This window comes from Bifidobacterium sp. N4G05 (assembly GCF_002742445.1).
GTDB classification, from domain to species: Bacteria; Actinomycetota; Actinomycetes; order Actinomycetales; family Bifidobacteriaceae; genus Bifidobacterium; species Bifidobacterium hominis.
Window position 1 is genome coordinate 121280 of sequence record NZ_NJNQ01000005.1, and the last position, 16670, is coordinate 137949.

At 54.1% G+C, this 16670-nt stretch carries 17 protein-coding genes and 4 tRNA genes; 3 read left to right on the forward strand and 18 right to left on the reverse strand.

Annotated elements, in window-relative coordinates:
* Positions 1-167: 167 nt before the first annotated feature.
* Positions 168-959 carry a fructosamine kinase family protein gene (locus CE153_RS06520; protein WP_099571852.1) on the reverse strand — a complete coding sequence of 264 codons (792 nt, stop codon included), beginning with the start codon at positions 957-959 and terminating at the stop codon, positions 168-170.
* Between the two features lie 200 nt (positions 960-1159).
* On the opposite strand from CE153_RS06520, the gene CE153_RS06525 reads away from it, so the two are divergent.
* Positions 1160-2044, forward strand: a complete 885-nt coding sequence (locus CE153_RS06525) for an undecaprenyl-diphosphate phosphatase (protein WP_099571853.1) — start codon at positions 1160-1162, stop codon at positions 2042-2044.
* A gap of 100 nt (positions 2045-2144) precedes the next feature.
* On the opposite strand, the gene CE153_RS06530 is transcribed toward CE153_RS06525, so the two are convergent.
* Positions 2145-2969, reverse strand: coding sequence for a PAC2 family protein (locus CE153_RS06530; RefSeq protein WP_099595614.1), 825 nt, complete (start codon positions 2967-2969; stop codon positions 2145-2147).
* Between the two features lie 969 nt (positions 2970-3938).
* Between CE153_RS06530 and CE153_RS06545 the strand changes: the two genes are divergently transcribed.
* Together CE153_RS06545 and CE153_RS06550 are read left to right on the forward strand one after the other, a co-directional pair.
* A complete protein-coding gene (locus CE153_RS06545) occupies positions 3939-4424 on the forward strand; it encodes a zinc ribbon domain-containing protein (protein WP_099595616.1) in 486 nt (161 codons plus the stop codon).
* A gap of 3 nt (positions 4425-4427) precedes the next feature.
* Positions 4428-5078: a GyrI-like domain-containing protein gene (locus CE153_RS06550; protein ID WP_099595617.1), complete on the forward strand. Its 651-nt coding sequence runs from the start codon at positions 4428-4430 to the stop codon at positions 5076-5078.
* A gap of 83 nt (positions 5079-5161) precedes the next feature.
* Here the strand turns inward: CE153_RS06550 and CE153_RS09035 are convergent, their stop codons facing one another.
* The 16 genes from CE153_RS09035 to CE153_RS06630 all read right to left on the reverse strand — a co-directional run bounded on the left by CE153_RS09035 (position 5162) and on the right by CE153_RS06630 (position 16628).
* A complete protein-coding gene (locus tag CE153_RS09035; protein WP_236824488.1) occupies positions 5162-5446 on the reverse strand; it encodes a hypothetical protein in 285 nt (94 codons plus the stop codon).
* Between the two features lie 429 nt (positions 5447-5875).
* Positions 5876-6223, reverse strand: a complete 348-nt coding sequence (locus CE153_RS06560; RefSeq protein WP_236824489.1) for a hypothetical protein — start codon at positions 6221-6223, stop codon at positions 5876-5878.
* A gap of 127 nt (positions 6224-6350) precedes the next feature.
* Complete coding sequence (locus CE153_RS06565) at positions 6351-6974, reverse strand: MerR family transcriptional regulator (RefSeq protein WP_099595619.1); 624 nt, start codon at positions 6972-6974, stop codon at positions 6351-6353.
* A gap of 97 nt (positions 6975-7071) precedes the next feature.
* Positions 7072-7512, reverse strand: a complete 441-nt coding sequence (locus CE153_RS06570) for an FHA domain-containing protein (RefSeq protein ID WP_099571857.1) — start codon at positions 7510-7512, stop codon at positions 7072-7074.
* An 82-nt stretch (positions 7513-7594) separates the two neighbouring features.
* Positions 7595-7786, reverse strand: a complete 192-nt coding sequence (locus CE153_RS06575) for a hypothetical protein (RefSeq protein ID WP_099571858.1) — start codon at positions 7784-7786, stop codon at positions 7595-7597.
* Between the two features lie 106 nt (positions 7787-7892).
* Entirely contained in the window at positions 7893-8024 is a 132-nt protein-coding gene (locus CE153_RS09110; RefSeq protein ID WP_003834774.1) for a hypothetical protein, read from the reverse strand.
* A 405-nt stretch (positions 8025-8429) separates the two neighbouring features.
* Positions 8430-8505 (reverse strand) — tRNA-Val (locus CE153_RS06585).
* 31 nt (positions 8506-8536) lie between these two features.
* Positions 8537-8608 (reverse strand) — tRNA-Val (locus CE153_RS06590).
* 39 nt (positions 8609-8647) lie between these two features.
* Positions 8648-8718 (reverse strand) — tRNA-Cys (locus tag CE153_RS06595).
* Between the two features lie 30 nt (positions 8719-8748).
* A tRNA-Gly gene (locus CE153_RS06600) sits at positions 8749-8821 on the reverse strand.
* Positions 8822-8919: 98 nt separating this feature from the next.
* A complete protein-coding gene (locus tag CE153_RS06605) occupies positions 8920-9642 on the reverse strand; it encodes an HAD hydrolase-like protein (protein WP_099595621.1) in 723 nt (240 codons plus the stop codon).
* 120 nt (positions 9643-9762) lie between these two features.
* Entirely contained in the window at positions 9763-10110 is a 348-nt protein-coding gene (locus tag CE153_RS06610) for an RNA polymerase-binding protein RbpA (protein ID WP_099595622.1), read from the reverse strand.
* A gap of 108 nt (positions 10111-10218) precedes the next feature.
* Positions 10219-12783: a DEAD/DEAH box helicase gene (locus tag CE153_RS06615; RefSeq protein WP_099595661.1), complete on the reverse strand. Its 2565-nt coding sequence runs from the start codon at positions 12781-12783 to the stop codon at positions 10219-10221.
* Between the two features lie 58 nt (positions 12784-12841).
* Entirely contained in the window at positions 12842-13123 is a 282-nt protein-coding gene (locus CE153_RS06620) for a hypothetical protein (RefSeq protein WP_236824490.1), read from the reverse strand.
* Between the two features lie 49 nt (positions 13124-13172).
* Positions 13173-15086 carry a helix-turn-helix transcriptional regulator gene (locus tag CE153_RS06625; protein ID WP_099595624.1) on the reverse strand — a complete coding sequence of 638 codons (1914 nt, stop codon included), beginning with the start codon at positions 15084-15086 and terminating at the stop codon, positions 13173-13175.
* A 147-nt stretch (positions 15087-15233) separates the two neighbouring features.
* Entirely contained in the window at positions 15234-16628 is a 1395-nt protein-coding gene (locus tag CE153_RS06630; RefSeq protein ID WP_236824493.1) for a UTP--glucose-1-phosphate uridylyltransferase, read from the reverse strand.
* Positions 16629-16670: the final 42 nt, after the last annotated feature.

Consider the following 16670-nt stretch of genomic DNA (forward strand, 5'->3'; position numbering starts at 1 on the left):
TTCCTTGTTCTAATGCCTTACATCCGATAAGAAAACAGCGTTAGATCGCATTCAAATAGCCGGTTGCTTCAAAAATCAAGGCAACCGGCTATTTTGTCAATGTTTCTGCTGTAGCAAGCGGATTGTCTCATGTCTACAACAGCCAATCATTAGACATATCTACATGTTTATTTGAGCAATGACCGGCACATGGCGCGATATTGGTTCACATAACCGCCGCCGAAGAACACGCAATGGCCGGCGATGGGGTAGAGCTGCCACAAAGTGGTTCGTTCCTGCCATCCTGCCTTCAACGGGTGCACGGACTGGTATCCGTCGAGAATGTCCCGCAAATACGACATGCCGAACAGGTCAAGCATGGCGAGATCCTCTTCACGATGTCCGCCATGCGCGGCCGGATCGATCAGCACCGCTTCCACAGATCCGGAATCGGCTGACCACATGACATTGCCGCTCCACAGATCGCCATGCACACGCGCAGGCTTATCGTTAGCTGCTTTGCCCAGTATTTCAGGCAGCGCTTCAATGACAGCTTCAGTCAACTCCATGTCGTAGTCGGTCAGTTCACGACGTTTCATACCAAGCCGTACCATTGGTCGGAGCCTGCCTTCGGCCAAATATGTGACCACGTCATCCCATTCGCCTGTATCCATAGGAACCGGATCCTGCAGGGGGCCAAAATAGCAGGTTCCCGCATAGCCGGCCGGGGCGGATCCGAAATAATCAGCACCGGCATCGTGCATGCGGGCGAGGGACGCGCCGAAATCATGCGCGGCCTGCAGTGTCGGCCCGCAGGCGTTCACACGTTCGATATCGAGATAATCCTTGCCCCAATCGTATACGTCCACAACACGCGGACCTCCCTTGGAGCTCGCTTCACCAAGCCATTGCAGGCCACGGCCTTCGCATTCGAAGAAACCTTCCGGGCTGAATGCTCTGCTTTTGCGGTATTTGCTCATAATGCCAGGCCTTTCTTTTGCATCATGCGCCACGTTTGCGAGACTATATAGAGTCGCTGGCGAGATTCCGATAGGTTTTGGCACCATTGTGTGCATAGTTTGAGACAACTCAAGGATCCATAGTGAAAAATTAGACCCCTCTCGCTAGTCTTGGATGCGGAAAAGCAGACGAAACCATTGATACATATAAAAGAGGGTTCATGAATTTTTTCCAAGCGATTTTCCTTGGGCTGGTGCAGGCATTGACCGAGTACCTGCCGGTTTCTTCCAGTGCCCATATCCGCATCATCGGCGATTTGATGCTGGGCTCTGACCCGGGTGCCGCGTTTACCGCCATTATTCAGATTGGCACCGAGCTTGCCGTCATTTTGTATTTCCGTCACGACATCATCCGTATTCTCGGTGCTTGGTTTGGCTCCCTGTTCGGCAAGGAGGGCAAGGACTTCAAAAGCCGTATGGGCGCACACAATCCGGATACCCAGATGGGCTGGTTCATTATTCTCGGCACCATGCCGATTCTGATTGCGGGCCTACTGTTCAAGCATGCCATCGAAGGATCGCTGCGCAATCTGTGGATCACCGTCACCGTGCTTGTGCTATTTGGCGTGTTGCTGTGGGTGGTCGATGCTCGTTCCAGGCAGGTCAAGACCATGAAGGAAATGACGTGGAAGGACGCGTTGATCTTCGGCATCGGCCAGATGCTCGCCCTGATCCCAGGCGTTTCCCGTTCCGGCGGCACCATCACCTTCGGCCGTGCTATGGGGTACACCCGTGAGGCAGCCGTTCGCGTGAGCTTCCTTATGGCCATTCCCGCCGTATTCGGCGCAGGCATTCTGGAAGCCGTATCGGCCGTTAAGGACGTTGCGACGGGGGATGCCGGCATGTTCCCAGGCTGGGGCCCGACCATCGCCGCAGCCATCGTAGCGTTCGTAGTCGGCTATGTGGTGATTATCGGCTTCCTGAAGTTCGTATCCACATTCTCGTACAAGGCATTCGCCATCTACCGCATCGGCTTGGCAGTCGTTGTGGCACTGCTGCTGATCACAGGCGTGCTCTCTCCACTGGAAGCCGTGGCTACAGCGTGAACCTAGTTCGATAAGCGAACAACAAACAAGAAAGTTGGGCCGGCCATCGCAGGATGGTCGGCCCAACTTGTATATTGACAGCCTGTCGTCAGTCGCAACATCAATTGCCACGCAAGAACGATTCGGCCTCGCGAATCAATTCCTCACATGCCGGCATGCCATTCGACGCGATACGTTGTGCCTGGGCGTTCAAATCATAATCCCGCTCCAAACGGGCAAGATAATCGCCAGCGTGTGTCTGCTCGACAATCTCATCGGCATTTTTGCGCCATTCTGCGGCCTTCCTGTTCAAATCACCCTCGATAAGCGGATGCTCCAACAGAAGCGACAATGCGCGAACCAACTCAAGCGTGCCCTGCAAACATTCCGTATTGGCGCAATAATGAGGCACGGAAACCCACATGGACGTGGTCCGGAATCCTGCATCCGACGCAAAAGCGTCAAGAATATTAGGAATGCCCACAGGGCCGTTATATTCCTTGTCAGGCTCGCTTTCGCAGCCATTCTTGGAAATGTCAAGCGGCAAAGGCCTCGTATGGGGGCAGTTGTCGAACATGGATCCTAACGTGACGATATCGCTCACATCGTAATCCTCTGCGATACGCAATGTATGCCTGCAGTATTCCTCCCAACGATAATTCGGCTCGGGGGCAATCTGCGCAAGCAAATGCAGCATAGGGGAGACGTCAATGTCATAAAACGTGGTCTGCGGCCAAATGATTCGTTTACGTCCCTGTACCGAGCAGATCATCGGGCGAGCCACCTGATAATCATAAAAACCCTCGTTGTCGATATGACGCACCTCCTGTGAATCATATCGCGATACAAGATGCCGTATGACATTCGTCGCGGACTGGCAGGCATCATTCCAACCCTCAAATGCGGCGATCAATATCGTCGTTCGTCTTGTCGTCTCCTCACACATATTTCAAATGTATAACGAAACCGTAGAGGCTGCGACACGCTTTTGCCGTCGGTGAATGACAAGCATTCGCGATACCACTGAATCACTGCAAACAGTCAACGAAACAGTTAACAATCTATTTTCCATAGTGCCTTCAACCGTTTCTCATTTTGTCCGATAATGTACACTGTGCGACAGTGATTCGACCGGGCTTCAAGAATGGCTTTATTTCAACGGTTTGAAGCCATGCTAATCAGCGGTCTGGACCGAAGCCTGCCAAAGGTAGCCAAACCCGTATATGACAATTGGCTATGGGGATGAAGCGGCCCACGGCCTCGGTGTGCATTGCCCTTTGCCGTGGGTCGGTTTCATCATACCCGGCATCCATCTGCGGACGAACTCCGATGCGTCGCGGTAGGCCACCATGCCGTGCTCCGACCTCCAGAAGCCCTGCCATTCCGGCGTCTCGCGGCTCCTTCGACATATGCTTGCCAACCTTTCGACGTTGTTTTCCTATCCATCCAAGGCATGGCGCGGAAAGCGGACGGACAGCCAAGGGCATGACTGGTTACGCGGTGGAGTTCCATATCCCGACGGAGCATTTCATGTCCTCACTGACCAAGGTGTCCTCCACGACGAGGGCGAGGCACAGGGCTTGGATACGCCGGCACGCGCGTGGCGTCTGGCGGGCCGCAATCGAAGCGGACGCATACAGAACGGAGCGCTTCGTCGCCTTGGCGATGGTGCAGTGGCCGGGGCCCTCGATCTACCCGGCGATGTCCTGCGCGGAGACGCTGAAGTCAGAGGAACCGGGAGAATTGAAGGGTGCGGAGAGGAAATAGGTTCGACCGAGCCGTTTCTTCCTCCGGGATGCAAGCGCGAACAACGGTTTGTTGTACCTGCGCTTGGCGAACGGACCATGCCCTTAGAATGGAATCAGCAAGCGCACAGCGAGGCGCTCGAATCGTTTTCCGATGTCGGGAGGTAGTCATGTCGATCGGTCAGGTTATCAAAGTCGTGCGCGAGGAGCGAGGTCTTACGCAGTCGCAGTTCGCGCATGAGCTGTTCGTCACCCAACAGGCGCTTTCCCGCTGGGAGAAGGGAACGGCAGATCCGAGCATCGACATGATTCGGCTTATCAGCACCCGTTTTGAGGTGCCGATGGCGAGGCTTATGGAGATGCCGGACAACGGTTTTTGCCAAAGTTGCGCCATGCCGTTCTATCGCCCGGAAGACCATGGCACCGAACCGGATGGAACGCGAAGCGGAGATTATTGCAACTACTGCTATGACGACGGCGTTTTTCTTCAGGACTATGCCAATAGCGATGAATTGGTCGCCGCGTGTGCGCCGATGATGGCGGAATCCTGCCATATCAGCGTCGAACAGGCCGAGGATTGCATGTCGGCGCTGCTGCCAAACCTCAAGCGGTGGCGGCATCAGGACGAGATCGATGCGGTGACGGAAGGGGAATGAGCGATGGCGTTCGATTATAAGAAGGAGTATAAGGACCTGTATCAGCCGAAGACCATGCCGGCCATCGTCATGGTACCGGCGATGCGGTTCGTCGCGGTGGACGGTGTGGGCGACCCGAACGAAGAAGGCGGCGATTACGCCAAGGCGATGCAACTGCTTTACGGCATTTCGTTCACCGTCAAAATGAGCAAGAAGTCAAAGAACCCGGCCGAGCATATCGACGGGTACTTCGACTACACCGTGCCTCCGCTGGAGGGCTTATGGAGCATGGGGGAGGGTGTGCCCGGCGTCAATTACGCGCACAAAGCCAACTTCCATTGGACTTCGATGATTCGTCTGCCGGAATTCGTGACCGATAAGGTCTTTGCGTGGGCCAAGGCATCGTTTGCCGCCAAACACCCGGAATCCGAAGTCAATCGCGCATATCTCTTCGATTTCGATGAAGGCGTGGTCGCGCAGGTCATGCACAAGGGCCCGTACGACGACGAGCCCGCAACCGTGGCGATTCTGGATGACTACGCGCGCTCGCAAGGCTACGAGCTCGACCTCTCCGACGCCCGCCGACATCACGAAATCTACATATCCGATCCGCGCCGAGCAAAACCGGAAAACCTCAAAACCGTCATCCGTCATCCGGTAGTGAAGGTGGGTTGACTTTCAGCGAACTGCTCGAAGCGCTCACCGGGCGGACCATCTTGGCCGGGTTCCTCCGTATGAGGTTTTCGTCACGCGCGGCCTCAAGCGCGTTCTTCAGGACGGACCAAGTGATCGTGGCCGTCTTCGGGCTGTAGCACTTCAGGCCGTCCTGAATGTCGGCCATGTCCCTTATGGCCCAGCGAGTTGATGCGCCTCGCGCCGGCTATCCTGTTCAGCCGCACGATGGCGTTCTCGTAGCTTCGCCTGCTGTTCGGACGCAGGTTGGCCTCGGCCCGCTCGTGGTACCAAGTCTCCAGCCAGTCCATGAGGCGCGGCGACGGCGAGTTCGGCGTGAAGCCCTTGCGCACGTATGCGTCCAGCTTCATCCTGAGCCTCGCGTTCGCCACCGCCTTGGTCTTGCCTTGGGCCGCCTCCTGCGCCCGGTGGCCCTGTCGGGCTCTATGTCTATCGCGGCGTGCCAGATTCCATCGGCGCTTCTGTATGTCGAACCGCCGCCACCCATTGCCATCGTTGGTCTCCCGTCGTGTGAAATGCGTAGCCACAATGGGCCACCCAGAGGCATCCACAGTTACCTGTGCGAAATGAAGACCGTTGGAATTAAGCCGTTTCTAAGATTCCCGAATAGTTAGCCGATAATGTATGTTATGTCAGAAAAGTATGCCCGCCTTCGACTGACACTCTCTTCTGTACATAACATCGTGGATTACGCCAGCACGTCCCTTTCAGGACTTTGCTCGGACATAATCCAACGGTATGACGGGTGGCGTCTTCGCTGCGCTGGACGCCTTTCATGGTCAGCCTTTGATGGCTCGATTGAGTTTTCTTTCCATTTCGCTTTTCATGCCATTCCTGGCCTGCAGATACATAAACACCAGCTCCGCGGCAATCAGCAAAATCATCAGCGCGGCTGACGGCCATCCTACTTGCTCGTAGAAATGCCGGAATTTTACGGAAAAACCAGATTTGAACATCGTATATACCGGGTATGGCAAGGCGCCAATAACCAATGAGGCGAAGTGTAAACCGACAATCGGCCAACGTACTGGATATACGTCGCGCTTGGTTTTTGAGAAGATATTTCCGCGAATCGCGGTAACCGAACAAATGTTCACTGCAATGACTGCCGCGACAATCCACAGCAATGCCGGCAGAATATCAGGCATGCGACACTCCCCTGTTGTAATCCGTCTCTACATATCTACCGTATATCGATGACCATGTAACCCGACTTGGCCTGTTCAACCTATGCGGTATCGCCAAACCTGTATATTACAGTGAAACAGCGGTGTGTGCCTGCCGCTTCGCATCAAGCTTCTTTTTCATGCGCATCGCAGCGATGTCGTCAACAGGACGGGTCGAGTCCGCGGTGGAAGGCATTGTAGATAAATCGACATACTCCTCGTGTTCAAGAGCATCCCTGATTTGCTTCCACAGGGATCCCATGGATACTCCGAACACTGCCCTACCGCTTTGCAACAGTGCCATCATTTGCTCGCTGTCCGTGCATTCGTGCACATGCTGTCCATCACACATAATAGTGATGTTTTCCAGCTGCTCAGTAGTGCGTTGCGTTAGAAAGCCAATGGCAGCCGTCACATTCTGCAGATTGATGCCCGCATCAAGCAGTTTTTTCGACACGGCAAGAATCACCACATCCTTGAACGAATACAATCTACGTGACCCAGACCCATGCGATGGAGTGATGGAAGGCTCCACAATCTGCCTGCGCGCCCAATAATCAAGCTGACGATAAGTGATGCCGGACACCCTCGATGCCACTGAACCCTTATAGCCACGCGTCACCAGCTGTGCATCGCTTGCGGGAAACAACTCCCCCTGTACCGCAGTCGGCACATGCAGATGCAACCGCATTGTTGGCCCTGCCTCATTCATCGCATTCTCCTACGACACATAAACAACGCCCATGAGCCTCTGTATGAAGCCCATGGGCGCGAAGCTGTTGTACACAGTTTATCCCGCATCACGCGGATCAACCGGCAATGACGGCCTTATTGTCGAAATAAACCAAACGGAACTTGCCAAGAATGATTTCATCGCCATTCTTAAGTTCCTGCTGATCAACACGCTGACGGTTCACATACGTGCCATTCAAGCTTCCCGCATCGATGACGCAATACCTGCCATTCGACCTGCGGAACACCGCGTGGGCGCGAGAAACCGTAGAATCATCCAAAAGGATATCGGCACTCGGATCACGGCCGACGGTAATCTCATCCTCATCGAGAAGATACCGCGACCCCGATACCGCTCCCCTAGTCGAGATCAGCAGCGCCGTGCCGTCGGCAAGACGCATAATGGTTTCAAGGTCCTCCTTCGTCAGAGGACGGTCTCCGGTGGAAGTAACCGGTACAGTTATTGCAGGAAGGCCAATGATGGTCGTTTCACCTGCGCTTGGAATCGGATCAGTCATAGTCGCCATTCTAGTCATTACCCTTACAAATAGCCGGCATTGAGGCCGGCATGGTCACGAATCATACACCGCAAAGCGGGTTTCACCCCTCAGTTTTGTCAATAATCGACACGAACTGGTCGTGCGGCAGCATGTCGTCATAGCTACGCCAACGGCGTTCCAGCTCACGATTTGCCTCGTCATGCTGTTGTTGCCCAAGTTTGGCATAAGCTTTCAGCTCGTTCGGTCCCATATCTTTGACCGGCTGATTGAGATTCAATGCTTCGTCACTCACAGACAGCCATTGTAGCCACACACCCTGAAAGAGTACGAAAAAGCCCGGATACAGCGTGTGCCCGGGCTTAAATCACATTTAAAGATCAATATTACAAAGAATAATTTCAGCGCTGCTCGTCGATCATTTCCTGCAGTGCCTTGTTGACGGACGGAGAACCGGCCGCCATGGACAGGGCGTTGATGCCGCTGATTTCGAAACCACGCTTGATTGCGGAGAAAATCTGATTCTTGTTCATGTTATTTCCTTAGTGCTCGTTTTCTTTGACGCACCTTGCGTCTTACCATCTTCTGTTGTTGACAAGTACCAATATAGAGATTTGTCAGACTGAAATCATTGCCCGACCATTCGTTTTATAGCAAAATCATCGGTTACTCTTGAATTAAGAGCATTGACTGGAGAGTATGGTTTCGGCCAGCGAGTTCGCCCTGCCGGCCGCTACATACGACACGCCTGAAACGACGCCCAAACCGACGAAAACGAGCCAGTCGAAACCACTGCAGACCCTACTGCAGACCGAAACGCCCATGACCATGAGAGCCACCGTCCAAACCCGACGGCCGCCACCCATTTCCGACACGCCGAACGAAACGGCGGAATCCCAACGAAACCAACAAAAAAAGCGGCACATCATGCCGCCCGATGGTGGGTGATATAGGAATCGAACCTATGACCCCTTCCGTGTGAAGGAAGTGCGCTAGCCGCTGCGCCAATCACCCAATAATGGTTGTACAGGAACTCATGTCCCAGTGGGCGATACAAGATTCGAACTTGTGACCCCTTCCGTGTCAGGGAAGTGCGCTACCTCTGCGCCAACCGCCCAGGTTATCCATCACGCCAACTTACGTCGAGCACAATGAGAGGTGGGTACGAGAGTCGAACTCGTCTATACGGCTTTGCAGGCCGCTGCCTAACCGCTTGGCTAACCCACCTTAAAGGTCGATAATCAATCGGAACCTTAGAGCGGACAACGGGACTCGAACCCGCGGTCTCAACCTTGGCAAGGTTGCGCTTTACCAACTAAGCTATGTCCGCATGTGCTCTGCAGTATCACTGCCTGAGCACGAGTATTTACTATAATCACATTCCCGTAATTTGCAAATCAGCGTGTCGCGCCTTTTCGGGACGCGATGTCAACCGAAATACTCTTCGACGGACTGCGCAAGTTCGCTTACGGTATCGATGACTTGGTATGCGCCATGCTCCTTAAGCTCGCCTGGCTCAGCATAGCCCCATCCGCATCCCAAGCAATCCAGACCGCACGCCTTGGCCCCATCGGCATCGGTCCAGCGATCGCCAACCATCAACGCACGATCACCGGCAGCCTCATCAAAACCGATATGCTCAAACGCCCAACGGATCACCTGATCCTTGTCAAGGCGGGAATTATCGGTGCTTGCACCATAAATACCGTCGACCATCGTATCCAAGTGGAAATGCTCACAAATCGGAATGCACTGATACTGCGGCTTGCAACTGGCAATCGCCAGATAATATCCATCAGCACGCAATTTGGTCAGCTGCTCCGGAATACCCTCGTAGATGGTATTGTTCAAACGCCCCGGCACTTTCTGCCCGGGATTGTTGGGATCGTCGAACACAGCCTCATCTGCATAATACCTGCGATAAATAGCAATGCCCTCATCAAGACGATCTTCAGGAATATCGTTGCGCTGCAGGGATTCAATAATCGCAGGACCGATGAATCGCTGTAACTCCTCACCATCCGGGACCGGATACCCCAATTCCTCGAACACCTTGACCACACAGCCGATGATTCCCGGATCGGATTTGGTCAGCGTACCGTCGAGGTCAAGCAGAACGACTTTCTTGGATTGCTTGGTCTGTTCGGACATGAATTGGTTCTCCCTTTATTCCTATCGATTCGTTTTCATCGATGTGATACCTGTTGACGCTAACAATTATGCCCAGCCATACTGACTGGGCATAATGTTCAAGTGTCGTTCAACTGCAGGTCACTCGTAGTCTGGGAACCAACCGTCACGATGCATCTGCAGTCGCTTCTCAAGCAGCGTCTTCAACTCGTCTTCGGTACGACGTTCCAGCAGCATGTCCCAGTGTGTACGAGTCGGCTTGGAGATTTCGTCGTCCTCACGATCCTCATCGCCCTCACGACGCGCAGCCATGCCGCAACGGCATTCCCATTCCTCCGGAATCTCCGCGCCCTCAGCGAACGGCAGAATCGTACGGTGCCCTTTCGGGCACACATATGCGACGTCGTTTCGTGCCGCGAAATCCACATTGTCATCGGATTCCAACGACTTTGCGCCGATGCTCATGCCTCGCAGGCTGCGTTCTGCCATATTGCCTTTGCCTCCTTGGGATTGTCCGCTCTTTCTAAGCTACAGAACAGTTCGGACGTGTCTTTTATTCCTTGTTCGTTTGCTGATTGCCGATTTTTACTGTCAATTTTAGTCGACGCCAGAATATGCGACGATGCCGCGATTAATACGCTCGTATGCCTGTCTTGCGATTGGCGACAACGTTTCGGCGCGTTCGGCAAGATACGGTCCGGCCACAGCTATCTGTTGCAGCACGTCGGCAAGTCGTTTACAGTTGCGCACGAAATCTCCGCCAGTCAGCTCAGTGCCATATAACACCTGCGAGAGGCTTTCACCCTGCGCCCACTCGTAGACGACGTCGGTGATGCCGAAATCAAGCTGGCGCGGCTCTTCGAGCATATGATCCTCACACAGCATGGCGATCGACGCATGTATACCTTTGAGCTGCGCGGCGCACACGGCCACATTGCCCTGAATGCCTCCAGGATAACGGCGCGGCTCTCCCCCGCTTCCCCTGCGGGCTTCGAATACCAGCGATGCGACAACGCTGGCCAACTCACAGGCATTCAAGCCGTCGAATGCACCAGCCTCGATCGCTTGGGCCAATACCAAATCAAGCTCACTGTACAGATGCCGCAGCAACTGGCCCCGTTCCGTAAGATGATAATCGCCATGGCCCGCGGATCCCCGCACCGACTGAAGATAGCCGAGGTCGGCAAGCACAGTGCAGATATGATCAAACTGACGTGCCACGGAACCGGTACGCGAATCGTATCGATGCTGAACACGTTCTAATTCACGCGTCTCACGCGCCCAGCGATGCCCCCATTTCAAGTGCTTCTGCACGTCTGGACACTTGCGACACGGGTGGTCACGGTCTTCTTCACGAAGTTTTTTGATGCGTCGGTCAAGCTCCATGAACGCCTGGCTACGGTCTTTCTGCGTGCTGAACACCTCATGTTTAAGCCTGCGACGTTCATTCTTCTCCAAATCACTCAAGCGCATCCTCAGACGCATGAATTCCTTGAAATCACCAAACTCACATTGGAAGGCCTGTTCGTACCCCTCCAAAGCCTTGCGCAGGGTTTCCATCTGCGCTTCAAGTTGCCAAGCCGACTCGTTGGCCTCCCACTGCGCGAAGGAATGGTCGAGCGTAACGCGGGCGGTCTCGTAATCGCTGGTATTCAACAGGTTCACAGCCATGTTGAAAGTCGGTCTGAAGCTTGAGTGCAATGGATATACTCGCTTGCTGGACAACGAGGCCGCAGTGGCTGGCATAAAACCACGGTGATCCACTACAACGGCATGTCCAATGGTGTCGATGCCGCGACGTCCTGCGCGACCGGTCAGCTGGGTGAACTCGCCGGGGGTCAAGCCAACATGCCCAGTGCCATCGAATTTCTCGAGTTTTTCGACCACCACGCAACGCGCCGGCATATTGATGCCCAGTGCCAGCGTTTCCGTTGCGAAAACCATCTTGACCAAGCCATCTTCGAACAAACGTTCGACAATCTGTCGGAACAATGCGACCATTCCCGCATGGTGTGGGGCAAACCCTTCTTCCAAAGCAAAACGGAATTGCGAGAAATGTAGCGCTTTCAAATCCTCTTGGCTTAGCTGGCCTTCGACCATTTCATCAACGATCCGTCTGATCCTACGTACTTCATCGCTGGTGGTGAGTTCCAAACCAGCATTGATGCATTGGTCGACCGCCTGATCGCAACCATTCCTTGAGAAAATGAAATAGATTCCCGGCAGCATGTCAAGAAAATTCAGTTCATCCACAACGGCCCAACGTCGAGGCGTATGACGTTCAGCTTTGTGGGGACGTTCATCCCAGCGTCCGCCCTTGCCTTTGGACCTACGCCTGTCGGGGCGCTCCTCTCCTCTGCGACGTGCCGCCTGACGGTCCAGCTGATCGAGTCTGTTCACCAGTTGCGCATTGAGTTTGACCGTCTGTTCACCGTTGGCGTCACGGCGGTACAGATCGATAAGCTCCGGTTCGGTATGGTCGTCTGCCTGCACGAGCACATGCTGTTCCAGTGGTACCGGACGCTGTTCCGATACGACCAGCGTGGTTTTGCCACGGACGGATTCAATCCACTTGGAAAAATCCTCGACATTGGAGACCGTTGCGGAAAGACCGATTATCTTCACATTCTCCGGCAAGTGGATGATGACTTCTTCCCATACCGGACCTCGAAAACGGTCGGCGAGATAATGCACTTCATCGAGAATCACATAACGAAGCGCTTCAAGCGTTACGGAATGCTCATACAGCATATTGCGCAGTACTTCGGTGGTCATGACCACAATGTTCGCTTCGGAATTGATAGATGTGTCTCCGGTCAGCAATCCAACCTTATCCGCGCCGTACTGGGCAACCAGATCATGATACTTCTGATTGCTCAACGCCTTGATCGGCGTGGTATAGAAAGCTTTGACGTTCCGTGTCTGTGCCAGATAGATGGCGAAATCCGCTGCAACCGTCTTGCCCGCGCCGGTCGGCGCCGCTACGAGCACATTATCCCCGGCCTCCAATGCCTCGTTGGCCTGTAACTGGAATTCGTCAAGTTCAAATGGCAGGGATCTGGCAAACTCGGCGGCAACAGTACGCTGTTTGGCCTGCGTCTGTTTGAATGCGGCGTACCGCTGTGCGGGGGACAGTTTGACGGTCTCATTGGTATCCGACATGCCAGTGCCGCTATTACGGTGACGATGATGGGTCATAATTCCTTACAATTTAGTCAGGTCAATCATTAAAATGACGCCATTGCGCCCACTGTTGGGCATGGCGATTGCGCTTCGCCTCACGCCTTTCGATGACTTCAGTATGGGCATTCGTGTAGCGCTCGGTAACATCCTGCAGAGGTCTGGTGAAGAAGGGTGCATCGTTCTCGTCTTGCTGGGTCAATGGCTTACCCATCGCGTCGATCCGCTTCGCCGCGCGTTCGCCCAGTTTCGCCACATCCTTGAACGCATGGTAACCATGAAGGCACACATAGACGATCCCGGAAACGACCATCACCAGCATGAATAGAGCGAGTGCCAGCCAAACCCACCAAGGCATAGAACCACTCCCGTCAGTTCTCGTTCTCACGATCACCGATGCTCAATTCATGCTGAGCACGGGCAACGATCATGGTACGCAGCGTCTCAGGAGCCACAGCGGTGATATGTCGCGCATGTGAAATGCAGAACGCGACATACCAGGAATCGGACGAGACGATCAGATGCACTTTCTCGCCTTCTCCGCACTTTTCGACCGTTGCCCCCGACAATCCGTCAATAAACGACAGATTGTCCTGATTGGTGACGAACACAGCCGAAGTTCCATTGTCAAAGCTCCACTTGCGCAATTCGGATGCGGGTACATCAGGAATGTCGATCTTTGCAATCGGCTCGACTAATTCAGCCTTCTCAATGCGGGAGATACGTAGCACCTGCCAGATGCGAGGCTTGCCCGTAGCCTTGTTGATCGTGGTGTCTTTCTTCACATACTTGGCTTTATCCGCAGGTGCAGCAGCAGCGACATCAGTCCATACGGCAACGTAGAAAACACCCTCGTCAACGAAGATCTTGTCTGGAGCGACAAGCTTGCGCTGGGCTCGTCCTGCGCCATCCGTGTATTCCATGTCAAGCAGCGAACTCTTGGAAATCGCGCTCTTCACGATGGAGAAGTTGCGCGGCTCCATTTCATAGCCAGTCAGGCTCAGCCACGGCATATCCCCCGGCTCAACATGACGGCGAAGACGGCTGTACAACGATTCGGCCTGCTCGCGAAGCTTGTCCGGCAGCAATGACGAATGCGCGAGATAGCTTACGGATGCGGTAAGCATACTCAGATACTGCTGTGAAATGCCTGCCAAGCGTTCCAAACCAAGCGAATTCGTGGCGGAAACGATGCCTTCCGCATCAAGCAGCGACCAATCGATATCGAAGAATTGGCTTCCCGCCATCTCCCCATCATCGGAAACCGTGGTCAGCGTGTTGATGTCTTTATGAATGACATTGACGAACTTCTTCAGCTCATCATCGGACTTCGGTTTGCCAATGAAACGTTCCGCAAGCTCCTCAAGCGAATATTCCTCGCCAAGGTGAGCCGAAAGGAACAGCATCAAACGCAGGCGACGGTCGACTTCACTACCGGTCTGGAATGCGGAATTCTTCTTCGGGCGTCCTTTGCTTTCCTCGACATCGTCATCGTCTGCGCTATTGCGACTGATCTCCATGGCAGTGACGGTGGAACTGTCGTCTCCCGTGGACTCGTCGGCAGGTACGAACTGCGTTGCTGCATTCAAACGACGGTTAAACGCGTCAACAGCTTCCTGCGGGCTGACGATGGACGCGCCTGAATGGGATAGTACGAACATGGCCAGATCATCGGAATCAGTATAGGCGACATTCAAATGCTCGCCATCAACATCCACCGTGGCCGCGAAACGCCGCTGATCGACGACTTTGACCAATTCGTCGGGAATGGACTGGGTTCCCAGTCCAGGAGCAATGGAGTCAAGACCAAGTCCCGGAATAGGTGTCTGAGGAACACGCGGCGCGGTACGAGACGTATGTTGCGTCTCATGCGCAGGAGCCGAGGAAATCGATATAGAACGGGCCAAGTAGTTGGCGGCAGCCAAAATCGGCAGATCCTCATCCCCGAACAGCAGACGAACACGAGGCTCGTCACCAAGCTGCAGACGGTAGGACGCGAAGTCCTGCCCCTCCGACTTGGATGAATACTCCGGCTGCCTTGATTCGATGGCAATGCCCATGGCCGCAAGCTTGGCGCGGTCACGCTGGAATTGCTTGGCAAAAGCCGCCTTCGCCGCCTGATCGGCCAGTTCCCCATAGGAATCGGCATACGCCTTCACGCGCTGAGCAATCTGACGGGAAGTGAGCCATTGCGGAAAAGCTGAGGAAAGCACAGCCAACACATCAAGTTCGTGCTTGCCCCATTTGTCGGAGAAACGACGCCTTCCGTTACTGCCCTCTGCCATTAGTCCTCACGTCTCGTTAACGTTTCATTCTAAGTGCGTAACCAGTATAGGCTTCCGCACACACCTCTCTATGATAGAGGGTTTTCGCACAGATTGTGCCTATTTTACGAAAAAATACAGTTTTTCGTGTTGAGAACACCCCTCGAATCAGACCCAATCGTCAGGTTCCACGCCTTGCGGGCCAACGTATTCGCCATTCGGAACATAACTCGGCTCGCCGGTGTCAGGCAACCGCGCGTCACCAAACAGTATTACATCCCTGCCAAAGGTCCAGTCGCCCTCGATATTGACGGAATTCGCCGCGGCGAGCGATGGGACTCCATACGGGAATCTCGTATCGAAATCATGAATGTTCTTGTAGTACCGTGCGTCCAAATGGACGTCCGGGAAAATGTAGTTACCGTCCTCCATCTCATACTGATCCGTCAGATGGAATCGATCAGACCGCATGATGAACAAATCGTCGGTGGTTTTCACCGGCAGGAAACGCATACGGTCCACGCACACGCAAGTGGCACCATCAAACAACGTCACCGCGGCTCCCATGGCCGTTTCCAGCTGAATGACCGGCTCGCTCGTCGGATCGGTGGGATCAACGGTCTTTTTATTACGGATGACCGGCAACGGCAGCACGCCGTCATATGCTGACAGCTTGGCCTTCAAAGCGTCAATTCGCACCCAGATACTGTTCGTGTTGAAGTATGGGTGTTTTTCAATGTTCTGAGCATCGTCTTTGTCATTTGGATGCACCTGACTCATTTCGCGCAGCATCAAACGACCCGTCGCCTTGTCACGCACGATATGGCCGCCCTTGCGGTCGGCGGGAGTGCGCTTGGCGACTTCAATCATGAACGGAGCGCCGGTATTTTCGAAATGCTGAGCCAGCGTACGCGAAGGTCGCGCACCAAGATTGTCGGAATTCGAGATGAACAAATACTTGAATCCATGTTCCTCGAGCACGTCGAGCAACCCGGATTCCCAGATGGTTGAGAACAGGTCACCATGACCTGGCGGGCACCATTCAAGTTCGGGATTCGCCGGGAAGCTGACAGGAAGGCCCGTTTCCGCGCTAATCTTTGGTTCCTGATGCTGCACAATCTCCAGAGGAATATCCTCCTGATGGAATTTCTTGTTGGCTCTCAGCACCTTCATGGTGTCGTTCGAAGTGCGGAATGAATTCATCAGTGTCAACGGCAGCTCCACACCCAGACGAGTGCGTGCGGTCAACACCTGTCCGATGATGATGTCGATGAAACGCATCTGACGGGCCTTGTGGCGACGCATGGGCAAGAGAGACTTGGCGCAATCCAGTCCCATGGAGGTGCCAAGCCCACCATTGAGTTTAAGGAATGCGGTTTTTGCGAACGCATCAACGGCTTTGTCGTGGTTGATGGTCTCGTAAACATCATGGAAACTTGGCACCCCCACTAACGGTTCCACCTCATCCTCACGAATCCAGCTGCTTGCCTCCTCGTTACGCCAAACCTCATATAGACGCTTGAACTGCGCAATGGCCATATCGGTCATCCCATTTTCCCGCATCTTTGCGGCGGAGTGTTCGAATACGTCCTCGGTCAATGTCTT

What these genes read in the sequence shown, in the direction of transcription:
- CE153_RS06520 (WP_099571852.1), bottom strand. Translation starts at nt 959, where the DNA reads ATGAGCAAATACCGCAAAAGCAGAGCATTCAGCCCGGAAGGTTTCTTC.
- CE153_RS06525 (WP_099571853.1), top strand. Translation starts at nt 1,160, where the DNA reads ATGAATTTTTTCCAAGCGATTTTCCTTGGGCTGGTGCAGGCATTGACC.
- CE153_RS06530 (WP_099595614.1), bottom strand. Translation starts at nt 2,969, where the DNA reads ATGTGTGAGGAGACGACAAGACGAACGACGATATTGATCGCCGCATTT.
- CE153_RS06545 (WP_099595616.1), top strand. Translation starts at nt 3,939, where the DNA reads ATGTCGATCGGTCAGGTTATCAAAGTCGTGCGCGAGGAGCGAGGTCTT.
- CE153_RS06550 (WP_099595617.1), top strand. Translation starts at nt 4,428, where the DNA reads ATGGCGTTCGATTATAAGAAGGAGTATAAGGACCTGTATCAGCCGAAG.
- CE153_RS09035 (WP_236824488.1), bottom strand. Translation starts at nt 5,446, where the DNA reads ATGAAGCTGGACGCATACGTGCGCAAGGGCTTCACGCCGAACTCGCCG.
- CE153_RS06565 (WP_099595619.1), bottom strand. Translation starts at nt 6,974, where the DNA reads ATGAATGAGGCAGGGCCAACAATGCGGTTGCATCTGCATGTGCCGACT.
- CE153_RS06570 (WP_099571857.1), bottom strand. Translation starts at nt 7,512, where the DNA reads ATGACTGATCCGATTCCAAGCGCAGGTGAAACGACCATCATTGGCCTT.
- CE153_RS09110 (WP_003834774.1), bottom strand. Translation starts at nt 8,024, where the DNA reads ATGAACAAGAATCAGATTTTCTCCGCAATCAAGCGTGGTTTCGAAATC.
- CE153_RS06605 (WP_099595621.1), bottom strand. Translation starts at nt 9,642, where the DNA reads ATGTCCGAACAGACCAAGCAATCCAAGAAAGTCGTTCTGCTTGACCTC.
- CE153_RS06610 (WP_099595622.1), bottom strand. Translation starts at nt 10,110, where the DNA reads ATGGCAGAACGCAGCCTGCGAGGCATGAGCATCGGCGCAAAGTCGTTG.
- CE153_RS06615 (WP_099595661.1), bottom strand. Translation starts at nt 12,783, where the DNA reads ATGTCGGATACCAATGAGACCGTCAAACTGTCCCCCGCACAGCGGTAC.
- CE153_RS06620 (WP_236824490.1), bottom strand. Translation starts at nt 13,123, where the DNA reads ATGCTGGTGATGGTCGTTTCCGGGATCGTCTATGTGTGCCTTCATGGT.
- CE153_RS06625 (WP_099595624.1), bottom strand. Translation starts at nt 15,086, where the DNA reads ATGGCAGAGGGCAGTAACGGAAGGCGTCGTTTCTCCGACAAATGGGGC.
- CE153_RS06630 (WP_236824493.1), bottom strand. Translation starts at nt 16,628, where the DNA reads ATGCGGGAAAATGGGATGACCGATATGGCCATTGCGCAGTTCAAGCGT.